Raw genomic sequence first — 20,917 nt, forward strand, 5'->3', positions numbered from 1 at the left:
AAAGGAGATCTATATTATGGCTAAAATTATTGGTATTGACTTAGGTACAACAAACTCTGCAGTGGCAGTATTAGAGGGTGGAGAAGCAAAAATTATTCCAAACCCAGAAGGTAATCGTACAACACCATCTGTTGTGTCATTCAAAAATGGTGAAATCCAAGTAGGTGAAGTTGCTAAACGTCAAGCAGTAACAAACCCTGACACAATTGCATCTATTAAACGTTACATGGGTGAACCTGGATATAAAGTAGAGGCTGATGGAAAATCATACACACCACAAGAAATCTCAGCTATGACATTACAATACTTAAAAGGATTTGCTGAAGACTACTTAGGTGAAGAAGTTACAAAAGCAGTTATCACAGTTCCTGCTTACTTCAATGATGCGCAACGTCAAGCAACTAAAGACGCTGGTAAAATTGCTGGTTTAGAAGTAGAACGTATCGTTAACGAACCAACTGCAGCAGCACTTGCATACGGTTTAGATAAAACTGATAAAGAAGAAAAAGTATTAGTATTTGACTTAGGTGGTGGTACATTTGACGTATCTATCCTTGAATTAGGTGACGGTGTCTTCGACGTATTATCAACTGCCGGTGATAACAACTTAGGTGGGGATGACTTCGATAACAAAATCATCGATCATTTAGTTGCAGAATTCAAAAAAGAAAATGGTATTGATTTATCAAAAGATAAAATGGCTGTCCAACGTTTGAAAGATGCTGCTGAAAAAGCTAAAAAAGACTTATCAGGTGTATCAAGCACACAAATCAGCTTACCGTTCATCACAGCAGGTGAAGCTGGACCGTTACACTTAGAGTTAAACTTAACGCGTGCTAAATTTGATGAATTAACAGCTGACTTAGTTGAAAGAACTAAAACGCCAGTTCGTCAAGCGCTTAAAGATGCTGGTTTATCACAATCAGATATCGATGAAGTTATCTTAGTTGGTGGTTCAACTCGTATTCCAGCTGTTGTTGAAGCTGTTCAAAAAGAAACAGGTAAAGATGCTAACAAATCAGTTAACCCAGATGAAGTCGTAGCAATGGGTGCTGCAATCCAAGGTGGCGTAATCACTGGTGATGTTAAAGATGTCGTATTATTAGACGTAACACCTTTATCATTAGGTATTGAAACTATGGGATCAGTATTCACTAAATTAATTGACCGTAATACAACAATTCCAACAAGTAAATCACAAGTCTTCTCAACAGCAGCAGACAACCAACCAGCAGTAGATATTCACGTGTTACAAGGTGAACGTCCAATGGCAACAGATAACAAAACATTAGGTCGTTTCCAATTAACAGATATTCCTGCAGCTCCTCGTGGTGTGCCACAAATCGAAGTAACATTCGATATCGACAAAAACGGTATTGTAAATGTTTCTGCTAAAGATTTAGGAACTCAAAAAGAGCAAACAATTACAATCAAATCTTCTTCAGGTTTAACAGATGAAGAAATTGAAAAAATGGTGAAAGATGCTGAAGCAAATGCTGAAGCGGATAAAGCTCGTAAAGAAGAAGTTGACTTACGTAACGACGTAGATGCTTTATTATTCTCAGTTGATAAAACTTTAGGAGAATTAGAAGGTAAAGTTGATGAAGCGGAAGTTAAAAAAGCAGAAGCTGCTCGCGATGAATTAAAAGCTGCGGTAGAAGCAAATGATTTAGAACAAATGAAAGTGAAACGCGATGAATTAAATGAAATCGTGCAAGCTTTAACAGTTAAATTATACGAAGAAGCTGCTGCAGCGCAACAAGCTGCTGGTGGAGCGGATGCTGATGCTGCCCAAGGCGGTGCTGATGATATCGTAGATGCTGATTTTGAAGAAGTAGACGATAAATAAGCTTTTAAAAAGGGAAGCCAAAGCAATTTGCTTTTGGCTTTTCCTACTTATTAGCACATTTAGTTCATAACACTTTTATGTTATGCTAGGTGAGCAAAAGAATTTAGAGAGAGTGAGGTAAACCCATGGCAAAACGTGATTATTATGAAGTGCTGGGTGTATCTAAAAGTGCAACAGCTGATGAGATGAAAAAAGCTTATCGTAAACTGTCAAAACAATATCATCCAGATATTAATAAAGCAGATGATGCTGCAGATAAATTTAAAGAAATTTCTGAAGCTTATGAAGTGTTAAGTGACCCTCAGAAAAAAGCAGCCTATGATCAATACGGTCATGCGAGTACCGACCCTAACTTTGGTGGTGGCGGATTCGGTGGTGGTTTTGGTGGCTTCGAAGGCGGCGGATTCGGTGGCTTCGAAGATATCTTTGGTTCATTCTTTGGTGGTGGCGGTCGTTCATCAAATCCCAACGCACCTCGCCAAGGGTCAGATTTACAGTACACATTAGATTTAAGTTTTGAAGAAGCTGTTTTTGGGACAGAACAAACGATTAAATTTAATCGCGAAGACAAATGTGGAACTTGTGATGGTTCAGGTGCTAAACCTGGAACACATCCTGAAACATGTAGTAAGTGTCATGGTCAAGGTGTGGTTCAAGTTGAACGTCAAACACCACTTGGTCGGATGATGACACAACAACCATGTGATCAATGTGGCGGTAAAGGTCAACGTATCAATACACCGTGTGATGACTGTGCTGGCTTAGGTCGGATTAAGAAAAAACATAGTGTGAAAGTAAATGTTCCCGCTGGTGTTGAAGACGGGCAACAAATGCGTCTAGCTGGTCAAGGTGAAGCTGGTATTAACGGTGGACCTTATGGTGATTTATATGTTGTCTTCCGTGTTGAAGAAAGTGATATTTTTGACCGTGATGGTTCAGAAATCTACTATGATTTACCATTAAGTTTTGTTCAAGCAACATTAGGGGATGAAATTGAAGTCCCAACCATTCATGGGAAAATTAAATTAAAAGTCCCAGCTGGTACTCAAACAGGTACAACTTTCCGATTAAAAGGAAAAGGTGCATCTAAATTAAGAGGAACTGGTAATGGTGATCAACAAGTGACTGTACGAATCGTGACGCCTAAAAATTTAAGTGATGCACAAAGAGATGCATTAAGAAAATTTGCTGAAGCAGGTGGCGACCAAGTAACAGAAGAAGAAGGTTTCTTTGATAAAGTTAAGGATGCCTTTAGACCAAAATAAAATTAGTTGAAGACCATTCAGAAATGAATGGTCTTTTTTTGTAAAAAAATCTTGCTAATTAAAAATATTCATCATATAATACAAAGTGTAATAATTACGATTTAGAAAAGAGGACATGAATATGAAACGTTTATTTCAAACTGTTGTCGTTGCCCTTGTCGCTTTAACCTTAACTGCCTGTGGAAGCAAGAAAGAAGAAGTGAAAGAAAATAACAAACTGAATGTTGTTACAACTTTTTATCCAATGTATGATTTTGCAAAACAAATTGTTGGGGACAAAGGAAATGTAACGGTTTTAATTGATGGTGCTACTGAGCCACATGACTATGAACCTAGTGCAAAAGATATTGCTAAAATTCAAGATGCTGATATCTTTATTTATAATTCAACTGATATGGAAACATGGGTACCGACAGCTTTAGAAAGCATGGGTGATACTAAAACCAAGATAATTGAAGCTGGTGGAGTAGCCGAAGCCGAACAAGCTAGTGATAACGGTGCTACCGATCCTCATGTTTGGTTAGATCCTGTTTTAGCCCAAGATGCTGTGTTGACGATAAGCGAAGCGATTGTAAAAACTTATCCCGAGCTGCAAGAAGATATTGAAAAAAATACGAATGAGTACGTTCTTAAATTGAAAGAGCTTGATAGTAAATATGCTTCGGCCTTCAAGGATGCTAAAAATCGGACATTTGTCACGCAACACGAAGCTTTTGGTCATTTAGCCAAGCGCTACAATTTAATTCAAAAACCAATTGCGGGCTTAAATCCAGACCAAGAACCAAATCCATCTGAGTTAGCAGAGATTCAAGACTTTGTTAAGAACAACAATGTTAAAGTTATCTTTACCGAAGGGCTTTCATCGAGTAAAATTGCCAAAACGATTGCTGATAATACAGGAGCCGAATTGCGAGATTTAAATACACTTGAAGGTTTAACAAATCAAGAACAATCAGAAGGTGAAGATTATTTATCTGTGATGGAAAAAAATTTAAATGCCTTAAAAGACGTTATTAAATAAAAAAGCAACCACATGTGGTTGCTTTTTTATTATTAAAATACTAGTAAATTTACGTTGGAAAAGGTACTATATTAAGTAGGATGTGTTGTTAAGTATGAAAGGAGAATCGTGATGGCGATTGGTTTCTTACGGCCGACAAAACGCGTCATCGATTGTCCGGCTATTTATAAAAATATAAAATCTGAATTTAAACATATTAAAGACGGAGCAGAAATTTTTGCTGTTGTTAAAGCGAATGGTTATGGTCATGGAGCTGTGAAGGTTGCAGAGGTTGCAAGACAAGCAGGGGCGACAGGTTTCTGCGTGTCGCTATTAGACGAAGCGGTAGAGCTTCGGAAATCAGGTATTACTGAACCGATTATTGTTTTAGGTGTGGTGGACCCGATCTTTACTAATATTCTGGTTGAATATGATATTTCCTGTGCAGCGGTCAGCATGGAATGGCTTGAAATGGCAGCAGCCTCTTTGGAAGCTGGTCATGGGGAAAGGTTAAAAATTCACGTGAAAATTGACAGTGGAATGGGTCGTTTAGGGTTGCGTACGGCTGATGAAATGAAAGAAGTCGTTGCTTTTTTAGAAAAGCATAAAGAATTTGAGATAGAGGGATTATTTACACATTTTGCAAAAGCAGATTCTAAAGATACATCGTATGTTGATCTCCAAAAAGAACGATTTGAAGAAGCCCTAACTATTTTTCCAGATGATATTCGTTATATTCATACAGCTAATTCAGCAACAGCTTTATGGCATGACCACTGGCGTTCTAATTTAATTCGTTTGGGGGCAAGCATGTATGGGATTAACCCATCAGGTTCTGAGTTAGCATCACCTTATGAATTGAAGCAAGCGATGTCTGTGGTCACAGAAGTTGTCCAAATGAAGTTAGTTCCTGCGGGAGAGTCACTAAGCTATGGTGCAACTTATCAAACAACAGAAGACGAATGGATTGCTACATTGCCAATTGGGTATGCCGATGGTCTTTTGAGAAGCTTCCAAGGATTTAAATTACTTTTAGATGGGAAACGAGTTCCAATTGTCGGACGTATTTGTATGGATCAATGTATGATTCGTTTAGATAAGCCGGTTCCGATTGGTACGATTGTCACAATCTTTGGTGAAGATGAAGAGTCCCATGAAATGATTTCATTCCAAGAAGGTGCCGAGTATATCGGGACGATTAATTATGAATTACCTTGTATTTTATCTGAGCGTGTTCCGCTGGTTTATAAAAATGAAGGTAGTTTAGATAAATATGAAGCTAACTAAAGGGAGAGATTAGATGATCCGTTTATTATACTTTTCAATTTCAGGCAATACCCGAGCATTTGCAAAACATATGGAAACATATGGCAAAGAGCAACATGCACAAAACGTGGACATGCCTTTGGTTGAAATTAAAGAAATTACCGATGACAGTATGTTTGAAGCTGAAGAAAAAGACTTCTTTGCTTGCGTCCCGACGTACTTAGATGGCGGGAATGGTTTAGATAGTGGAACAAATGAAATCATGACAAATACACTAGGTGAGTATATTGAGTTTGGTGATAATGCTCAACGTTGTTTAGGAATTATTGGCAGTGGGAATAAAAACTTTAACTGGCAATATTGTTTAACCGGTAAGCAGTATGCTGAAAAATTTAATGTGTCATTTGTTGCAGATTATGAGTTGCGTGGGACACCATCAGATGTGGAACGAATTTATAACTTATTAGCAGAAGTTGTAACTAAATAAAACAATAGGATGAGAAGTTATCATCCTTTTTTTTACGAGAAAAGAGGAGTTAAATGTTAGAGTCATATTTTAATATTTTAGTTGTGTTTGCTTTGGTATTAGTGGGTTATTTTTTATCGAAGAAAGGTTTGTTTGAAAAAGATACCATGCGTATTTTTTCATATTTAGTTTTAAATATTGCCTTGCCATTCAACATGTTTTTAAACATGACAGAAAAGTTTAATAAAGAAGAATTTTTGAGCTTATTTACTGGCATGTTATTGCCAGCTGTTTCAATACTTGCAACATTTGGATTTAGTATCATTTATGGGAAGCTAACCAAAGTTGAAACATCTAGAAAAGGTTTATTTCAAACGATGTTTACCGTATCAAATTCAATCTTTATGGGAATCCCGATTAATCTAGCAATATTTGGTGAGTCATCCATTCCCTATGTATTGCTATATTATATTTGCAATACAACCTTCTTTTGGACGGTGGGGATTTATTTGATTTCAAGTGACAATCAAGATCCAACAATTGAAAATGTGAAGTTAGATGTGGTTGGAGTGATTAAATTATTATTAACCCCAGCAATGCTTGGGTTTATTATTGGAATGGTTTGGATGTTGTTGGAAATCCCAGAGATTCCAGTATTGTCTAGATTCGCTAACCATTTAAGTGGTTTAACAACGCCGTTATCAATGTTTGTTATTGGAATGATTATTTATCATACAGGGATTAAAAATTTACGCATGAACAAGGACACCTTTGGCGTTCTGTTAGGAAGATATTTTTTCTCACCATTAATGGTAATTTTATTATCATTCATCATTCACGTGCCAGACTTAATGCTAAAAGTCTTTATTGTGCAAGCAGCAATGCCAGCACAGAATACGATGCCAGTATTAGCAAAACAGTATGGTGCAGATGCTGAATTTGCCACAACGACACAAGCATTTACATTTTTAGTCTATTTATTTGTTATCCCAATCTTAATCTTTTTTGTTCATTAGTAAGGAATGAAGCTGGTTCTGTGCTATAATGCTACAAGTAGATTAATTTAAAGAAGAAGGAAGAGGTGACCGTTATGGCCACATTTAAACAATTTAATTTAAAACCATATCTTGAATCAGCTTTAGCTGAAAAAGGATTTGTAACGCCGACTGAAGTTCAAGAAAAATTGATTCCAGTTATTAAAAAAGGACGTAGTGTTGTGGGACAATCACAAACTGGTTCTGGTAAAACACACACATTCTTATTGCCGTTAATGGATAAAATTGATCCGGCTAAGGATGAAGTGCAAGTATTAGTAACAGCACCAAGCCGTGAGCTTGCCAATCAAATTTATGATGCCGCTATTCAATTAGCTGAACATTCTGAAGAAGAGGTTCGTGTCTCTCGTTTCGTTGGAGGAACAGATAAAAAACGTCAGATTGCTAAGTTAGAAAATCAACAACCGCACATTGCTATTGGGACACCAGGTCGTGTTCTTGATTTGATGAAAGAAAATGCCCTTGGGACACACACAGCAACAGCTTTTGTTGTAGATGAAGCTGATATGACCTTAGATTTAGGGTTCTTAGAAGATGTTGATAAAATTGCAGCAAGCTTACCAAGCAAACTACAAATGTTAGTCTTCTCAGCAACAATCCCTGAAAACTTAAAACCTTTCTTGAAAAAATATATGGAAAATCCTGTGATTGAACATATTAAACCAGCCTCAATTATTTCTGATGATATTGATAATTGGTTGATTTCAACAAAAGGAAAAGATAATAATCAAGTAGTTTATAAGCTGTTAACAACAGGACAACCATATTTAGCGATTGTCTTTGCAAATACCAAACAACGGGTGGATGAAATTGCTAACCACTTAAAATCACAAGGGTTAAAAGTTGCTAAAATTCATGGCGATATTTTACCTCGTGAACGTAAGCGTGTGATGAAACAAGTTCAAAATCTTGAATTCCAATATGTTGTTGCCACAGATTTAGCAGCACGTGGAATCGACATCGATGGTGTTTCACATGTTATTAATGCTGAAATTCCGAATGATTTAGATTTCTTTATTCACCGTGTGGGACGTACCGGTCGTAAAGGAATGCAAGGAACAGCGATTACGTTATATGATCCGAGTGATGAGCAAGCGATTAACGCACTTGAAAAACTTGGTATTAATTTTATTCCAAAAGAAATTAAAGGTGGCGAAATTGTTGATGGTTATGACCGTAATCGTCGTACCAAACGTGATAAAACACAAAAACAATTAGACATTGAAATGATTGGTTTAGTTAAGAAGAAAAAGAAACATATTAAACCAGCTTATAAGAAGAAAATTGGTTGGGTTATTGCAGAAAAAGAACAAAAAACACGTAAGATTGAACGACGTGCTGCAGCTCGCCAAATGAAAAAATCTAAAAAAACAAAACGTTAAACTCACAGAAATGTGAGTTTTTTATTTACACAAATGCCTGTAATTCTGTTTTAGAAAAGACAATCGAGTAGTTTTTAACAGACGAAAAAATTCATAATGTATAGTTTATACTCTAAATTGTTCAAAATGTTTCAATTTTATAAATATCTTTTTAAGTCATTCTTCTATATAATTGGGTCGTTACTTATAAAAAAGTGGATGGAGAATGACGAATGAAAAAAATAATTATGACTATTTTAGTGATTGCGGTAGTTGCTGTTGCTGGTGGATTTGCATGGGGAGTTAATTATCTATTTAATTATGCCATTGCTGCTGGTCCAAAGGATTTCTTTGGGGAAGATGATGCAACTGGTAGCCAGGGGAAAGATATCGATAAGTGGGAGTTCGCGAAAGAGCCTGCAAAAGTCATGACTCAAAAAACAGATGATGGTTTAGAATTAAGTGGTCGTTTATTTCAACAAGAACAAGAAGGTCGTAAAAAAATAGCTATTATTGCTCATGGTTATACAAGTAGTAGTGATTTTATGTATGATTTTGGTAAGATGTTTTATCAAGATGGCTATGATATTTTCTTAGCGGATGCGCGTGGCCATGGTCGTAGTGAAGGGAAGTATATTGGTTTTGGGTGGCCAGATCGATTAGATTACGTGAAATGGATTGACCAAATCAATAAAGAGTACGATAATAAAGTTGATATTGTATTATATGGAATCAGCATGGGGGCGTCTACGGTTCTAATGACATCAGGAGAAAGCTTACCAGATAACGTGAAAGCAATTGTTGCAGATTGTGGTTATGATACAGTTGAAAACGAATTATCTTATCAGCTTGATCAAATGTTTGGCTTGCCAGCCTTTCCTTTAATTCCTGTGACATCAAAATACACAGAAATGAGAGCAGGTTATAATTTCAAAGAGGCAAGTGCTGTCAAACAACTTGAAAAAAATCAGTTACCGATTTTATTCATTCACGGTGATAAAGATGATTTTGTTCCAACTGATATGGTCTACCCATTATATGATGCAGCTAAAGGACCAAAAGAACTTTACTTAGTACCTGGTGCGAAACATGCGGAAGCTTTTAAAACTGATCCTAAAAAATATGAAGAAGTAGTGAATACATTCTTAACTAAGTACCTATCAGAATAGGAGCGATTTTGTGAATTACTATGACTACATGCAATTATCGGCTTGGCAAGGACTTTCAGATGAACATAAGCTAGCCTTGTTTGAGGACGCCATGAAACCAACCTTTGAAGAACGTCACACTGTAGGAGAACCTTATATGGTGAACTTGCGGATGACGGATGCTGTGTGCCGAACACTTGCTGTTGAGGTGGCAGGACAAACTTTTTACTTTTTACCAGGTCAGGAAGATGTGGATTTAGGAAAAGAAGAGTTGGCAAGTGATGTCTGTCTTAAAGATCAGATAAAAGAGTATAGTCATCTCAGAAATGTTACAATTGAACCGATGTTTGTGGCTCGTAAGGCAAAAATAGTCGGGGTTAAAGATAAGGGCTATTATGATATTGTGACTGGTCAATATGTCGGTGATGATCGTCGTTTTTATGAAATGAATGAAGCCCGCATCAAAAAAGAGTTAACAGTTGAACTTGATTTTGAAGCGAGTTTATCATGGGAATACCCCCCAAGTATTTTGGCTCGTAATATGTTCTATATGGAACGTGATGAGCTAAATCCTGATCGTTATTATTTGTATCAGTATGAAGATATAACATACAGTGATATTTGGTTAGAAGTTTATTCTGATGGTTTTCAATTGTTATCTGAAGATGCGTGGGAATACGTTTTTGCGCCAAAGGAAGAAAACCACTATGACCATTATTCAGATGAACGGATTTTATTGAAGGAAGCCATTAATCCTTCAGATAGCCTTTTACCAGAGGTCTACTTTGAGTCAGGGAGTAATCCAGAAAAATCAGAATTAACAGCTGAAACAGGGGTTATGAAACCTGTAGCATTACCAAATTTGGATGGTCAACCGAAATCAGTTACAGACTTAGCTGAACGTTTAGTGGTTGATGTTCCAAAATCAAATCAACCGTTATCACCAGCACGCTTTAATTATCGTGCCGCCATTATTTTTTATATCAAATAGTTTAGCAAGTGGAGGAACCGTCATGTCGTTGCGTCGTCTTATGTTTTGGGTAGTCGTGTTAATGATCGCATTATTTGCAGGATTAGCCATTGTTCAATTGATTCAAAATGCATTAAGTTAAATTGACAATTATCAAGTCATTGATTATACTTTGTAATATAGTGAAGGATATGTTTTAGAAGGTCGTTTGTTCAGAGAGTTTTCCATTGGTGAGAGGAAAATCAAGCCCGTTTAAAATGCTCCCTTTAGTCATGATAGGAAACTATCACGCTTACCAGCGTTAACGGTCTTAAGAGGTAATGAATGTTAAACATCATTGCAAACAAGGTGGTACCGCGAGTCGTCGTCCTTGTTTTGCATGGTGTTTTTTTGTTTTTAAAAGAGAAGGAGTGGAGAAAATGAAAAAACTAACAAGTAGTCAAGTGCGTCAAATGTTTTTAGATTTTTATCAAGAAAAAGGTCATGCAGTTGAACCAAGCGCCTCATTAGTGCCAGTCAATGATCCAACGTTATTATGGATTAACTCTGGTGTGGCAACGATGAAAAAATATTTTGATGGATCAGTTGTGCCAGAAAACCCACGTATGGTCAATGCTCAAAAGAGTATTCGTACGAATGATATCGAAAATGTTGGTAAGACAGCTCGTCACCATACAATGTTTGAAATGTTAGGGAACTTTTCAGTTGGAGATTATCAAAAACGTGAAGCGATTATTTGGGCGTGGGAATTTTTAACAGATCCAAAATGGATTGGCTTTGATGCAGATAAATTATATGTAACGGTTTATCCTGAAGATAAAGATGCTCGTAAAATTTGGGAAGAAGAAGTTGGCCTAACATCTGACCGCGTGATTGATTTAGAAGGGAACTTCTGGGATATCGGTGCTGGCCCTTGTGGACCAAACTCAGAAATTTTTTACGATCGTGGTGAGGAGTTTAATGATGTTGCAGAAGAAGACCCTGAAAACTTCCCTGGTGGTGAAAATGAACGTTATTTAGAAATCTGGAACTTAGTATTCTCAGAGTTTAACCACACGTTAGAAGACACCTATGAACCATTACCTAATAAAAATATTGATACGGGTATGGGATTAGAACGTTTACTTTCAGTTATTCAAGAAACACCAACAAACTTTGAAACTGATTTATTTGTACCAATTATTGAAGCAACAGCTAAATTAAGTGATAACAAAGAGTATGGCAAAGATGTTGATACGGATACGTCGTTTAAAGTGATTGCCGATCATACGCGTGCTGTAGCTTTCGCCATTGGAGATGGTGCACTACCATCAAATGAAGGTCGCGGATATGTCTTACGTCGTTTATTACGTCGTGCTGTGATGCATGGTAAAAAACTAGGTATTCACAAACCATTTATGCACCAACTAGTACCAGTGATTGCTGAGATTATGAATAGCTATTATCCAGAAGTAACTGAAAATATGGCGTTCATTCAAAAAGTAATTAAAACTGAAGAAGAACGTTTCCATGAAACAATCAATGACGGCTTACAAATTTTAAATGATTTAATCGCTGAATTAAAAGCTGAAAACAAAACAGTTCTTGAAGGAAAAGATAGTTTTAAATTATACGATACGTTCGGTTTCCCATTTGAATTGACAGAAGAAATTGCTGAAGAAGCGGGGTTAACTGTTGATCATGAAGGTTTCGAACGTGAAATGGAAGGTCAACGTGAACGTGCTCGTTCAGCACGTAACACCGATCAATCAATGAATGTTCAATCGGCCTTATTAACAGATATTAAAGATAGTAGTGAATTTATTGGCTACACAGAAACAACAGCAACGGGTCAGTTAACAAGCTTGATTCAAAATGAAACATTAGTTGATAAAGTTTCAACAGGTGAAGCACAATTAATCTTTAATCAAACACCATTTTATGCTGAAATGGGTGGACAGATCTTTGATACGGGTGTGATTGAAACAACTGATGGTAAAGAAGTTGCTAAAGTTGTTGATGTTCAAAAAGCGCCAAATGGTCAAGGGTTACATAAAGTAGAGGTAACGGCTGAATTAGCTTCAGGGCAAGAATACGTCTTGAAAGTCGACCGTCAACGTCGCTTGAAAGTTTTGAAAAACCATACAGCAACTCACTTATTACATAAGGCCTTAAAAGATGTGTTGGGTGATCATGCTAACCAAGCTGGCTCATTAGTAACGCCAACGCACTTACGCTTCGACTTCTCACATTTTGGTCAAGTGACAGCTGATGAATTAGCTCAAATGGAAACAATCGTTAATGAAAAAATTTGGGAAGCATTAGCTGTTGAAACAGTTGAAACGGATATTGATACTGCCAAAGAGATGGGTGCGATGGCACTATTTGGTGAGAAATATGGTAAAGAAGTCCGTGTCGTTAATATTGGTGGTTATTCTATCGAACTATGTGGTGGAACTCATGTAGCTAATACATCTGATATCGGTATCTTCAAAATAGTTTCTGAATCAGGTGTAGGAGCAGGCGTTCGCCGGATTGAAGCTGTTTCAAGTCAAGAAGCTTATGAGTTATTAAAAGAAGAAGAAGGTTTCTTAAAAGAAATCGCAGGTGGCTTAAAAGCTCCTCAATTAAAAGATGTGCCAAGTAAAGTCGAACAACTTCAAAAACAATTAAAAGAAGCACAAAAAGAAAACGAAGCTTTAAGTGCTAAAATGGCTAATCAACAAGCAGGAGATGTTTTCAAAGATGTACAAGAAGTGGGTGGTGTGTCATATATCACAGCTCAAGTGACAGTCAAAGATATGAATCAACTGCGTCAATTAGCTGACCAATGGAAACAAAAAGAATTATCTGATGTATTAGTTCTAGGAACTGCCCAAGGCGAAAAAGCTAACTTGTTAGTTGCGATGACAAAAGCTGCTAATGATAAAGACTTTAAAGCTGGCGATTTAATTAAAGCAATCGCACCACTTGTTGGTGGTGGCGGTGGCGGTCGTCCAGATATGGCCCAAGCTGGTGGTAAAAATCCAGCAGGTATTCCTGATGCCCTAGCTGAAGTAGCAAACTGGTTATCTAAATAAAATAAAGCTCTGCAGCTGCAGAGCTTTTCTTTTGGAGGTATGACATGGAATTTTTAAAAGCAAAGGAAACAGATAAGCAAGAAATCCTTGATATCTTTCAACAAGGCGTAGCATATTTTAAAAACCTTGGTGTCGACCAATGGCAAGATGGTTATCCTAGCATGGCAGTGGTGGAGTCAGACATCAAATTAGGGCAGTGTTACATTGCAAAGGAACAGGAGCAGATTCGTGGCGTCATTGTTGTGACTGCCGTTCCAGAATCTGATTATGAGCAGTTGAATAAAGGTGCATGGCGTTATGACGAGCCCTATACAGCGATTCATCGTTTAGCAATTAACAAAGATTTTCCGGCTCAAGGGTTATCCCAAAAACTGTTAGCTTATGCCGAAGAGATTACTGTTGGATTAGGTCGACAAGTGATTCGAGTAGACACTCATGAAGATAATAAAGGGATGCAACATATCCTTAAAAAACAAGGCTATCAATTAATTGGTGATTTAACCTTAAGTGACGATGGTGGCGAACGTATTGCTCTTGATAAAAAGTTAAAATAAAAAAGCTTCCGCACTAGCGGAGGCTTATTTTTTTAGGACAAAGTGATTAAAGGCTTCAGCAACAGCTGAATTATTATGGTCATTATCACAAATATGATCAGCAATTTCTTTTAACTCTGGTACGCCATTGGCAACCGAAACACCAGTTCCAGCATAGCGGACCATTGATAAATCATTAATGTTATCGCCAATGCAAAGGATTTCTGAAGGCGTAATGCCCATTTCTTTAGCAACAACACGAACAGCTTCCCCTTTGTTAATTCCTTTAGGGTTAAATTCTAGGTAACGGCCAGATGAATAATTAATATCGTGGTTACTAATAACTTCTTGAGGTAATTGTTGATGAATTGCTCTTAGTTGCTCCATATCATCAGCTTGAAAATTGATTTTTAAGATTTCCATATCACCTAAAAAATCAAGGTTAGCATCAGTTAATTCTTCCAATTGGAAAGGATTATCCATAAAGTTCCGCTCTGATTCAGTCATGCGATAAGTAAAGGTATGGTGTAAGGCAAATAAGTGAATTAAAACACCGTCGTAAGTGGCACCGATTTCAAATATTTGGTGAACAAAATCTTGTTCTAAGGCATTTTTATATAAAATTTTATTATTTTTATTTTCAGTAATAACGCCACCGTTATACGAAATAGAGTAGTGTTTTTCTAAACCAACGGTTCCCAAATCAGTTAAGATACGTTGGAAATCGTTAAAACTACGACCAGTCGCTAGCATAAAGGTAATTCCTTTATCTTGGACGGCTTGGATTGCTGCAATATTTTCAGGTGTGACAACACCATCTTTTGTGATTAATGTTTCATCGATATCACTAACTACTAATTTATACATATGATCACCCTTTAAAATAAATTCAGAACCAGTCATTAGCTTACCATAATTTGTGATGAAATAGCACAGTAAAAGTTTTGTGATTGGTAAAAATATGATACACTAATTAGGACAGATTATTAAAGGACTGATAAAAGATGACAAAACAAACTGATGAACGTAAAGTTTGCCGCTTTCCAATGTTCGATGACCAAACAGGTGTGAAGCAGATTCCTGAATACACACGCGTCATCTTACAAGAAGAGTATCCAATGAAATTAACGGATTTAGACCGTAAATATACAGCGGAATTATTAACCGATGAAGATTATGCAGAGTTGGAATATGACGCTGATTACCAAGTTTCTCCAGATGTATTTAAGGAAGAGCCTCGTGTAAACTATCAGGATAGTTTTAGCGATTATGAATTAGAGGATGAAATTGAGTTTAATTATCATCAAGAACTATATCAAGATAACGTTGCGGTTCAAGAGGATGTTGAATTTGAACCAATCAAACCCAACTTCACACCAGCTCATCAACCTATTTTTGACAAAGGTGATGAATCAGATGATGAGCGTATTAAACCAGTATATGAACCAGTTGCACGTGATTTCTTATCTGATGTAAAGGTTGAGTCAGAACGAGAAACTAGTCTAAATCACCGATTCACACCAAAACCGATTCCGGAATCTCGTAACCGTTCGTTTGCTGCGATTGCAAAAGATCAAGAAGAGAAAAATAAAATTCTTAAACGCTTTAAAAAAGAACGTGAAAGTTATTTATTAATGGAAGATGGCGAAGAAGAAACACAAGCTTATGGTAAAACAGAAATTGTTTCTACACCACAAAAACCAAACTTTAAACGTGAAGATGCGGATATTCCGTTCACACGTCGTGAATTCAAAAAGTTGAGCGATAAAGAAAAAGAAAAAGTTGAACTTCCTTCAGAGGCACAGGAGAAAGAACAACGTCGTACCAATCGATTAGATCGAGGTCTGAGTGGGATTTTTGAAGAAGAATCTGGACGGGAAACGATCACAAGATATTTTGACTAAAACTTACACTGTGGTGTAAGTTTTTTTTGTTGAATTATTAAGCAAAGTATTAGATAATAAGTGGAATGAATGCCACTATAAAACAAACGGGTTGAGTTTATTTTGAAAAGATAGTTAGGCTTGAGAAAAGAGGGTTTATAAATGATGAATAAATCAGAAACTTTGTATCATTTTGTCGGTATTAAAGGTGCGGGAATGAGTGCGCTAGCATTAATTCTTTATGAAAAAGGTTTTCAAGTTCAAGGGTCAGATATTGATCAATACTGTTTCACTCAAAGAGAATTAGAAAAAGCAGGCGTGCCAATTTTATCTTTTGCAGATGAGAACATAAAAGATGGAATGACGGTGATTGCCGGAAATGCTTTTCCAGATAGTCATGTTGAAATCCAAGCAGCCTTAAAAAAAGGCTTGAAAGTTGTTAGATATCACCGTTTCTTAGGTGAACTAATGAAAAATTATACGAGTGTGGCTGTGACTGGTTCTCATGGTAAAACAAGTACAACAGGTTTATTAGCCCATGTGATGAGTGGGATTGTTCCGACAAGTTTCTTGATTGGTGATGGAACAGGACACGGCGTGAAAGATGCGGAATATTTTGCGTTTGAAGCCTGTGAGTATCGTCGTCACTTTTTAGCGTACTCACCTGATTATGCGATTATTACAAACGTTGACTTTGATCACCCTGATTATTATAAGAGTATTGACGATGTTTTTGATGCTTTCCAATCATTTGCCAGTCAAGTCAACAAAGCAATTGTTGCTTTTGGTGATGATGAACAACTACGTCAGTTAAAAGTAGATGTTCCTGTTTATTATTACGGAGAAAATGATTCAGATGATTTCCAAGCTAAAAATATTCAACGAACAACAGAAGGATCAAAATTTGATGTCTTCTTTAAAGGTGAGTTATTAGGTAACTTTATGGTTCCGGCCTATGGTATGCACAATGTTTTTAATGCTTTAGGTGTAATTGCGATTGGTCATTTAGAAAATCAAGACATGACACTCGTAGCAAAAGAGTTAGCAACGTTTGGCGGAGTTAAGCGTCGTTTTAGCGAGAAAAAAGTCGATGATATGGTAATAGTGGATGATTATGCTCACCACCCAGCTGAGATTAGTGCAACCATTGATGCAGCTCGTCAAAAATACCCAGACAAAGAAGTAGTAGCAGTATTCCAACCACACACCTTTACACGAACGGTTGCTTTATTAGATGAATTTGCTGAAGCTTTAGATTTAGCTGATGCGGTTTATTTATGTGATATTTTTGGATCAGCTCGTGAAGTTCAAGGTGAAGTAACGATTGATGATCTAGGGACGAAGATTTCTAAAGGTGGATCAGTTATTTCGGAAGAAAATGTTTCGCCGCTGTTAGATTTCCATGATGCTGTGATGGTCTTTATGGGAGCAGGGGATGTTCAAAAATTCCAACGCGCCTATGAAACATTGTTAGGAACAACACGTAAAAATAGTATGTAATAAAATACGGGATAGGCGTAAGGTCTGTCCTGTTTTTTAAAAGGAGATAGATAAAATGAATGAAGTCAATTATGGAACAACGACAACTCAGTCTGGATTAGCAACGTTTTTTGCTAGAGTCTACGCTTATGTCGGTTTAGGAATTGCAGTAAGTGCAGTTACGTCTTACTTAGTTACAAATGTTTTTGCAGCCCAAGTCGGTGGCTACCTAATGCAACACCCAATGTTACTTATCTTAATGCCAATTATTGAGATTGCGTTGGTGATTTACTTAAGTGCAAAATCTCTAAAAAACCCTGCAATGGCGATGGCTGCTTTTGTAGCTTACTCAGCTATTAATGGTGTGGTACTAAGTTTGATCTTAGCTCAATATACTGAAGCAAGTGTTACGAAAGCCTTTGTTGCTGCGGCAGTAACTTACGGCGTAACAGCAATTGTCGGTGTAAGAACGAAGAAAGAATTATCAGGTGTTGGGCATGCTATGCGCAGTGCTTTAATTGGTTTGATTGTTGTGATGCTAATCAATATCTTTGTTGGTAGTTCAGCAGTCGATATGTTTATCGGTTTTGCGATGATTATTATTTTCTCTGGGTTAACAGCTTACGATCACCAAACAATTAAAAAAATGTATTACCAAGTTGGGGATAGTCCGCAAGCAAAAGGAATTGCTATTAATTGTGCGATGCAATTGTACTTAGATTTCATCAACTTATTATTAGCCTTCTTACGTATTTTTGGTAGTCGTGACTAAATAAAAGCTTCTCATGTGAGAGGCTTTTTTATTTTGTTCTTTGAAGGCCTGAACATCGCAATTAGTCAGTGTTTTTGTTAAACTAGTAAAGAGAGAGATTACAGAATGGAGAAGAGTTATGTCTAAAAACAAATTATTATTAATCGATGGGAATAGTATCGCTTTTAGAGCGTTTTATGCTGTTCAGAATTATGAGTCATTCAAAACAAAAACAGGGTTACATACGAACGCGGTTTTATTCTTTAACAATATGCTAGAAAGCATTTTAGAAAGAGAAAGCCCAACACATGTTTTGATTGCCTTTGATGCAGGAAAAACGACTTTTAGACATGGCTTCTTTACTGACTATAAAGCCGGTCGTTCAAAGACGCCTGGTGAATTCAAAGAACAAATGCCGTATATTCGTGAGTTGATTGAAGCCCAAGGGATTAAACACTACGAGTTAATGGATTATGAAGCAGATGATATTATCGGTACGATGGCGAAGCGCGAAGCAAATGAAAACTGTGAAGTTGTGATCGTCTCAGGAGATAAAGATTTAACTCAATTAGCAGATGATCATATTCGTGTAGAGGTAACATCACGTGGTGTGAGCGAATTAGTCACGTACACACCTGATTTTATTCAAGAAAAGTACGGCTTAAAACCATTGCAGATTATTGATATGAAAGGTTTGGCTGGTGATTCGTCAGATAACATTCCTGGTGTGACAAAAGTCGGGGAGAAGACTGCTTTGAAACTGTTACATGAATATGGTTCAGTTGAAGGCGTTTATGAAAACATTGATGAGTTGAAGAAAAGCAAGATGAAAGAGAACTTAATCAATGATCGTGAGCAAGCTTTCTTAAGTAAAAAATTAGCGACGATTGATACGGACTCACCAATTGAAGTTGAGATGTCGAGCTTAGCTTATTCAGGAAAAGACCTAGACAAATTAGTACCGTTCTACCGTGAAATGGAATTCAAACAATTGCTAAGTAAACTCGATACAAGTGGCATGACTGGGGAATCTGAAACGACGGAAGAAATCAAATTCGAATTAGTAACATCAAGCTCTGATATTACGGCTGACATGTTTAGTGATGAGATGAGCTTCTATGTGGAATTCTTAGATAAAAATTATCACAATGCTGATATTGTGGGAATCGCTTGGGGAGATACAGATAAATTATTTGTGGTTCCAGGTGATGAAGCCTTACATTCAACAGTTTTAAAAGAGTGGTTAGAAGACGAGACAAAGGTTAAAAATGTTTATGATGCAAAAGCCAATTATGTCTTGTTAAATCGTTACAATATTCAATTACAAGGTGTGAAGTTTGATAGCTTATTAGGAGCTTACTTAATTGATACGAATGATAAGAGTGAAGATTTAGCAGATCTAGCCTTCAACCATGAATACTTTGCCTTAGAAACAGATGAAACGGTTTATGGTAAAGGAGCTAAATTAGCAATACCTGAAGAAACGGTGTTAGCTGATCATTTAGCACGTAAAGCTAAAGCTTTAACTGTTTTAACCCCACAATTAATGGAAAAACTAGCGGATAAAGAACAATCAGATTTATTCTTTGAAATGGAATTACCATTATCAAAAGTCTTAGCTGATATGGAAATTGCAGGGATTACCGTTAATGCTCAACGTCTTCAAGAGATGAAACAAGAGTTTGCGATTCGCTTAGCTGACATTGAAAAAAATATTTTTGAACAAGCAGGCGAAGAATTTAACTTGAATTCACCGAAACAACTGGGCGTAATTTTGTTTGAAAAAATGGGACTACCAGTGATTAAGAAAACGAAAACAGGTTATTCAACAGCGGTTGATGTTTTAGAGCAATTAAAAGAACAAGCACCAATTGTTGAAGATATTTTAACTTACCGTCAGATTGCTAAAATCCAATCGACCTATGTTGAAGGCTTGTTGAAAGTGATTCACCATGATGGCAAAGTTCACACACGTTACGTGCAAACGCTGACGCAAACAGGTCGTTTGAGTTCGGTTGATCCTAACTTGCAAAATATTCCCGTTCGTTTAGAAGAAGGACGTAAGATTCGTCAAGCGTTCATTCCAAGAGATCCTGACTGGCAAATTTTTTCATCGGATTACTCGCAAATTGAATTACGTGTTTTAGCGGATATTGCAAAAGACCAACACATGCAAGATGCCTTTAAAGAAGGACAAGATATTCATACAAGTACAGCAATGCGTGTCTTTGGTGTGCCAACACCAGAAGAGGTGACAGGTAATATTCGTCGTCAGGCAAAAGCGGTAAACTTTGGAATTGTTTATGGCATTAGTGATTATGGTTTATCACAAAACTTGGGAATCAGTCGTCAAGAAGCGCAAACATTTATTGATAAATACTTTGAAAAATATCCTGATATTAAAACTTACATGGAAGAAATTGTTCGCGAAGCGAAAGATAAGGGGTATGTTGAAACCTTATGGCACCGTCGTCGTTATTTACCAGATATCAACGCTCGCAACTTTAACATCCGTTCCTTTGCAGAAAGAACAGCGATTAATACGCCGATTCAAGGTAGCGCCGCAGATATCTTGAAGATAGCAATGATTGAGATGGCGAAGCGTCTTAAGGCAGAAAAAATGGCAGCAACGATGTTATTGCAAGTGCATGATGAGTTAGTTTTTGAAGCACCTAAATCAGAGATACCTAAATTAGAAGCTTTAGTTAAAGAAGTAATGGAGAATGCGGTGTCATTAAGTGTACCGTTGAAAGTCGATAGTAGTACAGGTAACACGTGGTACGAAGCTAAATAAGTCGTTACTCAACTGCTTGTGAGTAACAGGGGAGGAAA

The 20,917-nt window shown here is 36.9% G+C and carries 16 protein-coding genes; 15 read left to right on the plus strand and 1 reads right to left on the minus strand.

The window, feature by feature from the left end; all coding sequences use genetic code 11:
* Positions 1-16: 16 nt before the first annotated feature.
* The 11 genes from dnaK (at position 17) to G7081_RS04760 (ending at position 13,993) form a co-directional block, all read left to right on the plus strand.
* Positions 17-1,849: a molecular chaperone DnaK gene (gene dnaK, locus G7081_RS04710; RefSeq protein ID WP_166007806.1), complete on the plus strand. Its 1,833-nt coding sequence runs from the start codon at positions 17-19 to the stop codon at positions 1,847-1,849.
* A 125-nt stretch (positions 1,850-1,974) separates the two neighbouring features.
* A complete protein-coding gene (gene dnaJ / locus G7081_RS04715; RefSeq protein WP_166007807.1) occupies positions 1,975-3,114 on the plus strand; it encodes a molecular chaperone DnaJ in 1,140 nt (379 codons plus the stop codon).
* A 121-nt stretch (positions 3,115-3,235) separates the two neighbouring features.
* Positions 3,236-4,135: a metal ABC transporter solute-binding protein, Zn/Mn family gene (locus tag G7081_RS04720; RefSeq protein WP_166007808.1), complete on the plus strand. Its 900-nt coding sequence runs from the start codon at positions 3,236-3,238 to the stop codon at positions 4,133-4,135.
* A 111-nt stretch (positions 4,136-4,246) separates the two neighbouring features.
* Positions 4,247-5,401 carry an alanine racemase gene (gene alr, locus G7081_RS04725; RefSeq protein WP_166007809.1) on the plus strand — a complete coding sequence of 385 codons (1,155 nt, stop codon included), beginning with the start codon at positions 4,247-4,249 and terminating at the stop codon, positions 5,399-5,401.
* Positions 5,402-5,417: 16 nt separating this feature from the next.
* On the plus strand, positions 5,418-5,867 hold the full coding sequence (nrdI, locus tag G7081_RS04730) for a class Ib ribonucleoside-diphosphate reductase assembly flavoprotein NrdI (protein WP_420824512.1): 450 nt from the start codon (positions 5,418-5,420) through the stop codon (positions 5,865-5,867).
* A gap of 53 nt (positions 5,868-5,920) precedes the next feature.
* Complete coding sequence (locus tag G7081_RS04735) at positions 5,921-6,862, plus strand: AEC family transporter (protein WP_166007811.1); 942 nt, start codon at positions 5,921-5,923, stop codon at positions 6,860-6,862.
* 74 nt (positions 6,863-6,936) lie between these two features.
* Positions 6,937-8,283, plus strand: coding sequence for a DEAD/DEAH box helicase (locus G7081_RS04740; protein ID WP_166007812.1), 1,347 nt, complete (start codon positions 6,937-6,939; stop codon positions 8,281-8,283).
* 212 nt (positions 8,284-8,495) lie between these two features.
* Positions 8,496-9,431, plus strand: coding sequence for an alpha/beta hydrolase (locus tag G7081_RS04745; protein ID WP_166007813.1), 936 nt, complete (start codon positions 8,496-8,498; stop codon positions 9,429-9,431).
* A gap of 10 nt (positions 9,432-9,441) precedes the next feature.
* Positions 9,442-10,401, plus strand: a complete 960-nt coding sequence (locus tag G7081_RS04750; protein ID WP_166007814.1) for a DUF7278 family profilin-like fold-containing protein — start codon at positions 9,442-9,444, stop codon at positions 10,399-10,401.
* A gap of 398 nt (positions 10,402-10,799) precedes the next feature.
* Positions 10,800-13,439 (plus strand): alanine--tRNA ligase, encoded by a 2,640-nt coding sequence (gene alaS / locus G7081_RS04755; protein WP_166007815.1) that lies wholly within the window; start codon positions 10,800-10,802, stop codon positions 13,437-13,439.
* Between the two features lie 44 nt (positions 13,440-13,483).
* Positions 13,484-13,993, plus strand: coding sequence for a GNAT family N-acetyltransferase (locus tag G7081_RS04760; protein ID WP_166007816.1), 510 nt, complete (start codon positions 13,484-13,486; stop codon positions 13,991-13,993).
* A gap of 24 nt (positions 13,994-14,017) precedes the next feature.
* Here G7081_RS04760 and G7081_RS04765 read toward each other — a convergent pair whose 3' ends face one another.
* The gene (locus G7081_RS04765) at positions 14,018-14,839 is read right to left on the minus strand and encodes a Cof-type HAD-IIB family hydrolase (RefSeq protein ID WP_166007817.1); all 822 of its coding nucleotides are present in this window, start codon (positions 14,837-14,839) and stop codon (positions 14,018-14,020) included.
* Positions 14,840-14,976: 137 nt separating this feature from the next.
* Here G7081_RS04765 and G7081_RS04770 point away from each other — a divergent pair, with 137 nt between their 5' ends.
* The 4 genes from G7081_RS04770 to polA all read left to right on the plus strand — a co-directional run bounded on the left by G7081_RS04770 (position 14,977) and on the right by polA (position 20,879).
* Positions 14,977-15,876, plus strand: a complete 900-nt coding sequence (locus tag G7081_RS04770) for a hypothetical protein (protein ID WP_166007818.1) — start codon at positions 14,977-14,979, stop codon at positions 15,874-15,876.
* Positions 15,877-16,020: 144 nt separating this feature from the next.
* Positions 16,021-17,355, plus strand: a complete 1,335-nt coding sequence (gene murC, locus G7081_RS04775) for a UDP-N-acetylmuramate--L-alanine ligase (protein ID WP_166008390.1) — start codon at positions 16,021-16,023, stop codon at positions 17,353-17,355.
* Positions 17,356-17,410: 55 nt separating this feature from the next.
* Positions 17,411-18,106: a Bax inhibitor-1/YccA family protein gene (locus G7081_RS04780; protein WP_166007819.1), complete on the plus strand. Its 696-nt coding sequence runs from the start codon at positions 17,411-17,413 to the stop codon at positions 18,104-18,106.
* Positions 18,107-18,224: 118 nt separating this feature from the next.
* Positions 18,225-20,879 carry a DNA polymerase I gene (gene polA / locus G7081_RS04785; protein WP_166007820.1) on the plus strand — a complete coding sequence of 885 codons (2,655 nt, stop codon included), beginning with the start codon at positions 18,225-18,227 and terminating at the stop codon, positions 20,877-20,879.
* Positions 20,880-20,917: the final 38 nt, after the last annotated feature.

Source organism: Vagococcus coleopterorum (assembly GCF_011303955.1).
Classification (GTDB): Bacteria; Bacillota; Bacilli; order Lactobacillales; family Vagococcaceae; genus Vagococcus_D; species Vagococcus_D coleopterorum.

Excerpts from the sequence above, each read along its gene's own strand:
- G7081_RS04735 (WP_166007811.1), top strand. The coding sequence starts at position 5,921 with ATGTTAGAGTCATATTTTAATATTTTAGTTGTGTTTGCTTTGGTATTA.
- G7081_RS04745 (WP_166007813.1), top strand. The coding sequence starts at position 8,496 with ATGAAAAAAATAATTATGACTATTTTAGTGATTGCGGTAGTTGCTGTT.
- polA (WP_166007820.1), top strand. The coding sequence starts at position 18,225 with ATGTCTAAAAACAAATTATTATTAATCGATGGGAATAGTATCGCTTTT.
- alr (WP_166007809.1), top strand. The coding sequence starts at position 4,247 with ATGGCGATTGGTTTCTTACGGCCGACAAAACGCGTCATCGATTGTCCG.
- dnaJ (WP_166007807.1), top strand. The coding sequence starts at position 1,975 with ATGGCAAAACGTGATTATTATGAAGTGCTGGGTGTATCTAAAAGTGCA.
- murC (WP_166008390.1), top strand. The coding sequence starts at position 16,021 with ATGAATAAATCAGAAACTTTGTATCATTTTGTCGGTATTAAAGGTGCG.
- alaS (WP_166007815.1), top strand. The coding sequence starts at position 10,800 with ATGAAAAAACTAACAAGTAGTCAAGTGCGTCAAATGTTTTTAGATTTT.
- G7081_RS04760 (WP_166007816.1), top strand. The coding sequence starts at position 13,484 with ATGGAATTTTTAAAAGCAAAGGAAACAGATAAGCAAGAAATCCTTGAT.
- dnaK (WP_166007806.1), top strand. The coding sequence starts at position 17 with ATGGCTAAAATTATTGGTATTGACTTAGGTACAACAAACTCTGCAGTG.
- G7081_RS04765 (WP_166007817.1), bottom strand. The coding sequence starts at position 14,839 with ATGTATAAATTAGTAGTTAGTGATATCGATGAAACATTAATCACAAAA.
- G7081_RS04780 (WP_166007819.1), top strand. The coding sequence starts at position 17,411 with ATGAATGAAGTCAATTATGGAACAACGACAACTCAGTCTGGATTAGCA.
- G7081_RS04720 (WP_166007808.1), top strand. The coding sequence starts at position 3,236 with ATGAAACGTTTATTTCAAACTGTTGTCGTTGCCCTTGTCGCTTTAACC.
- G7081_RS04740 (WP_166007812.1), top strand. The coding sequence starts at position 6,937 with ATGGCCACATTTAAACAATTTAATTTAAAACCATATCTTGAATCAGCT.
- G7081_RS04770 (WP_166007818.1), top strand. The coding sequence starts at position 14,977 with ATGACAAAACAAACTGATGAACGTAAAGTTTGCCGCTTTCCAATGTTC.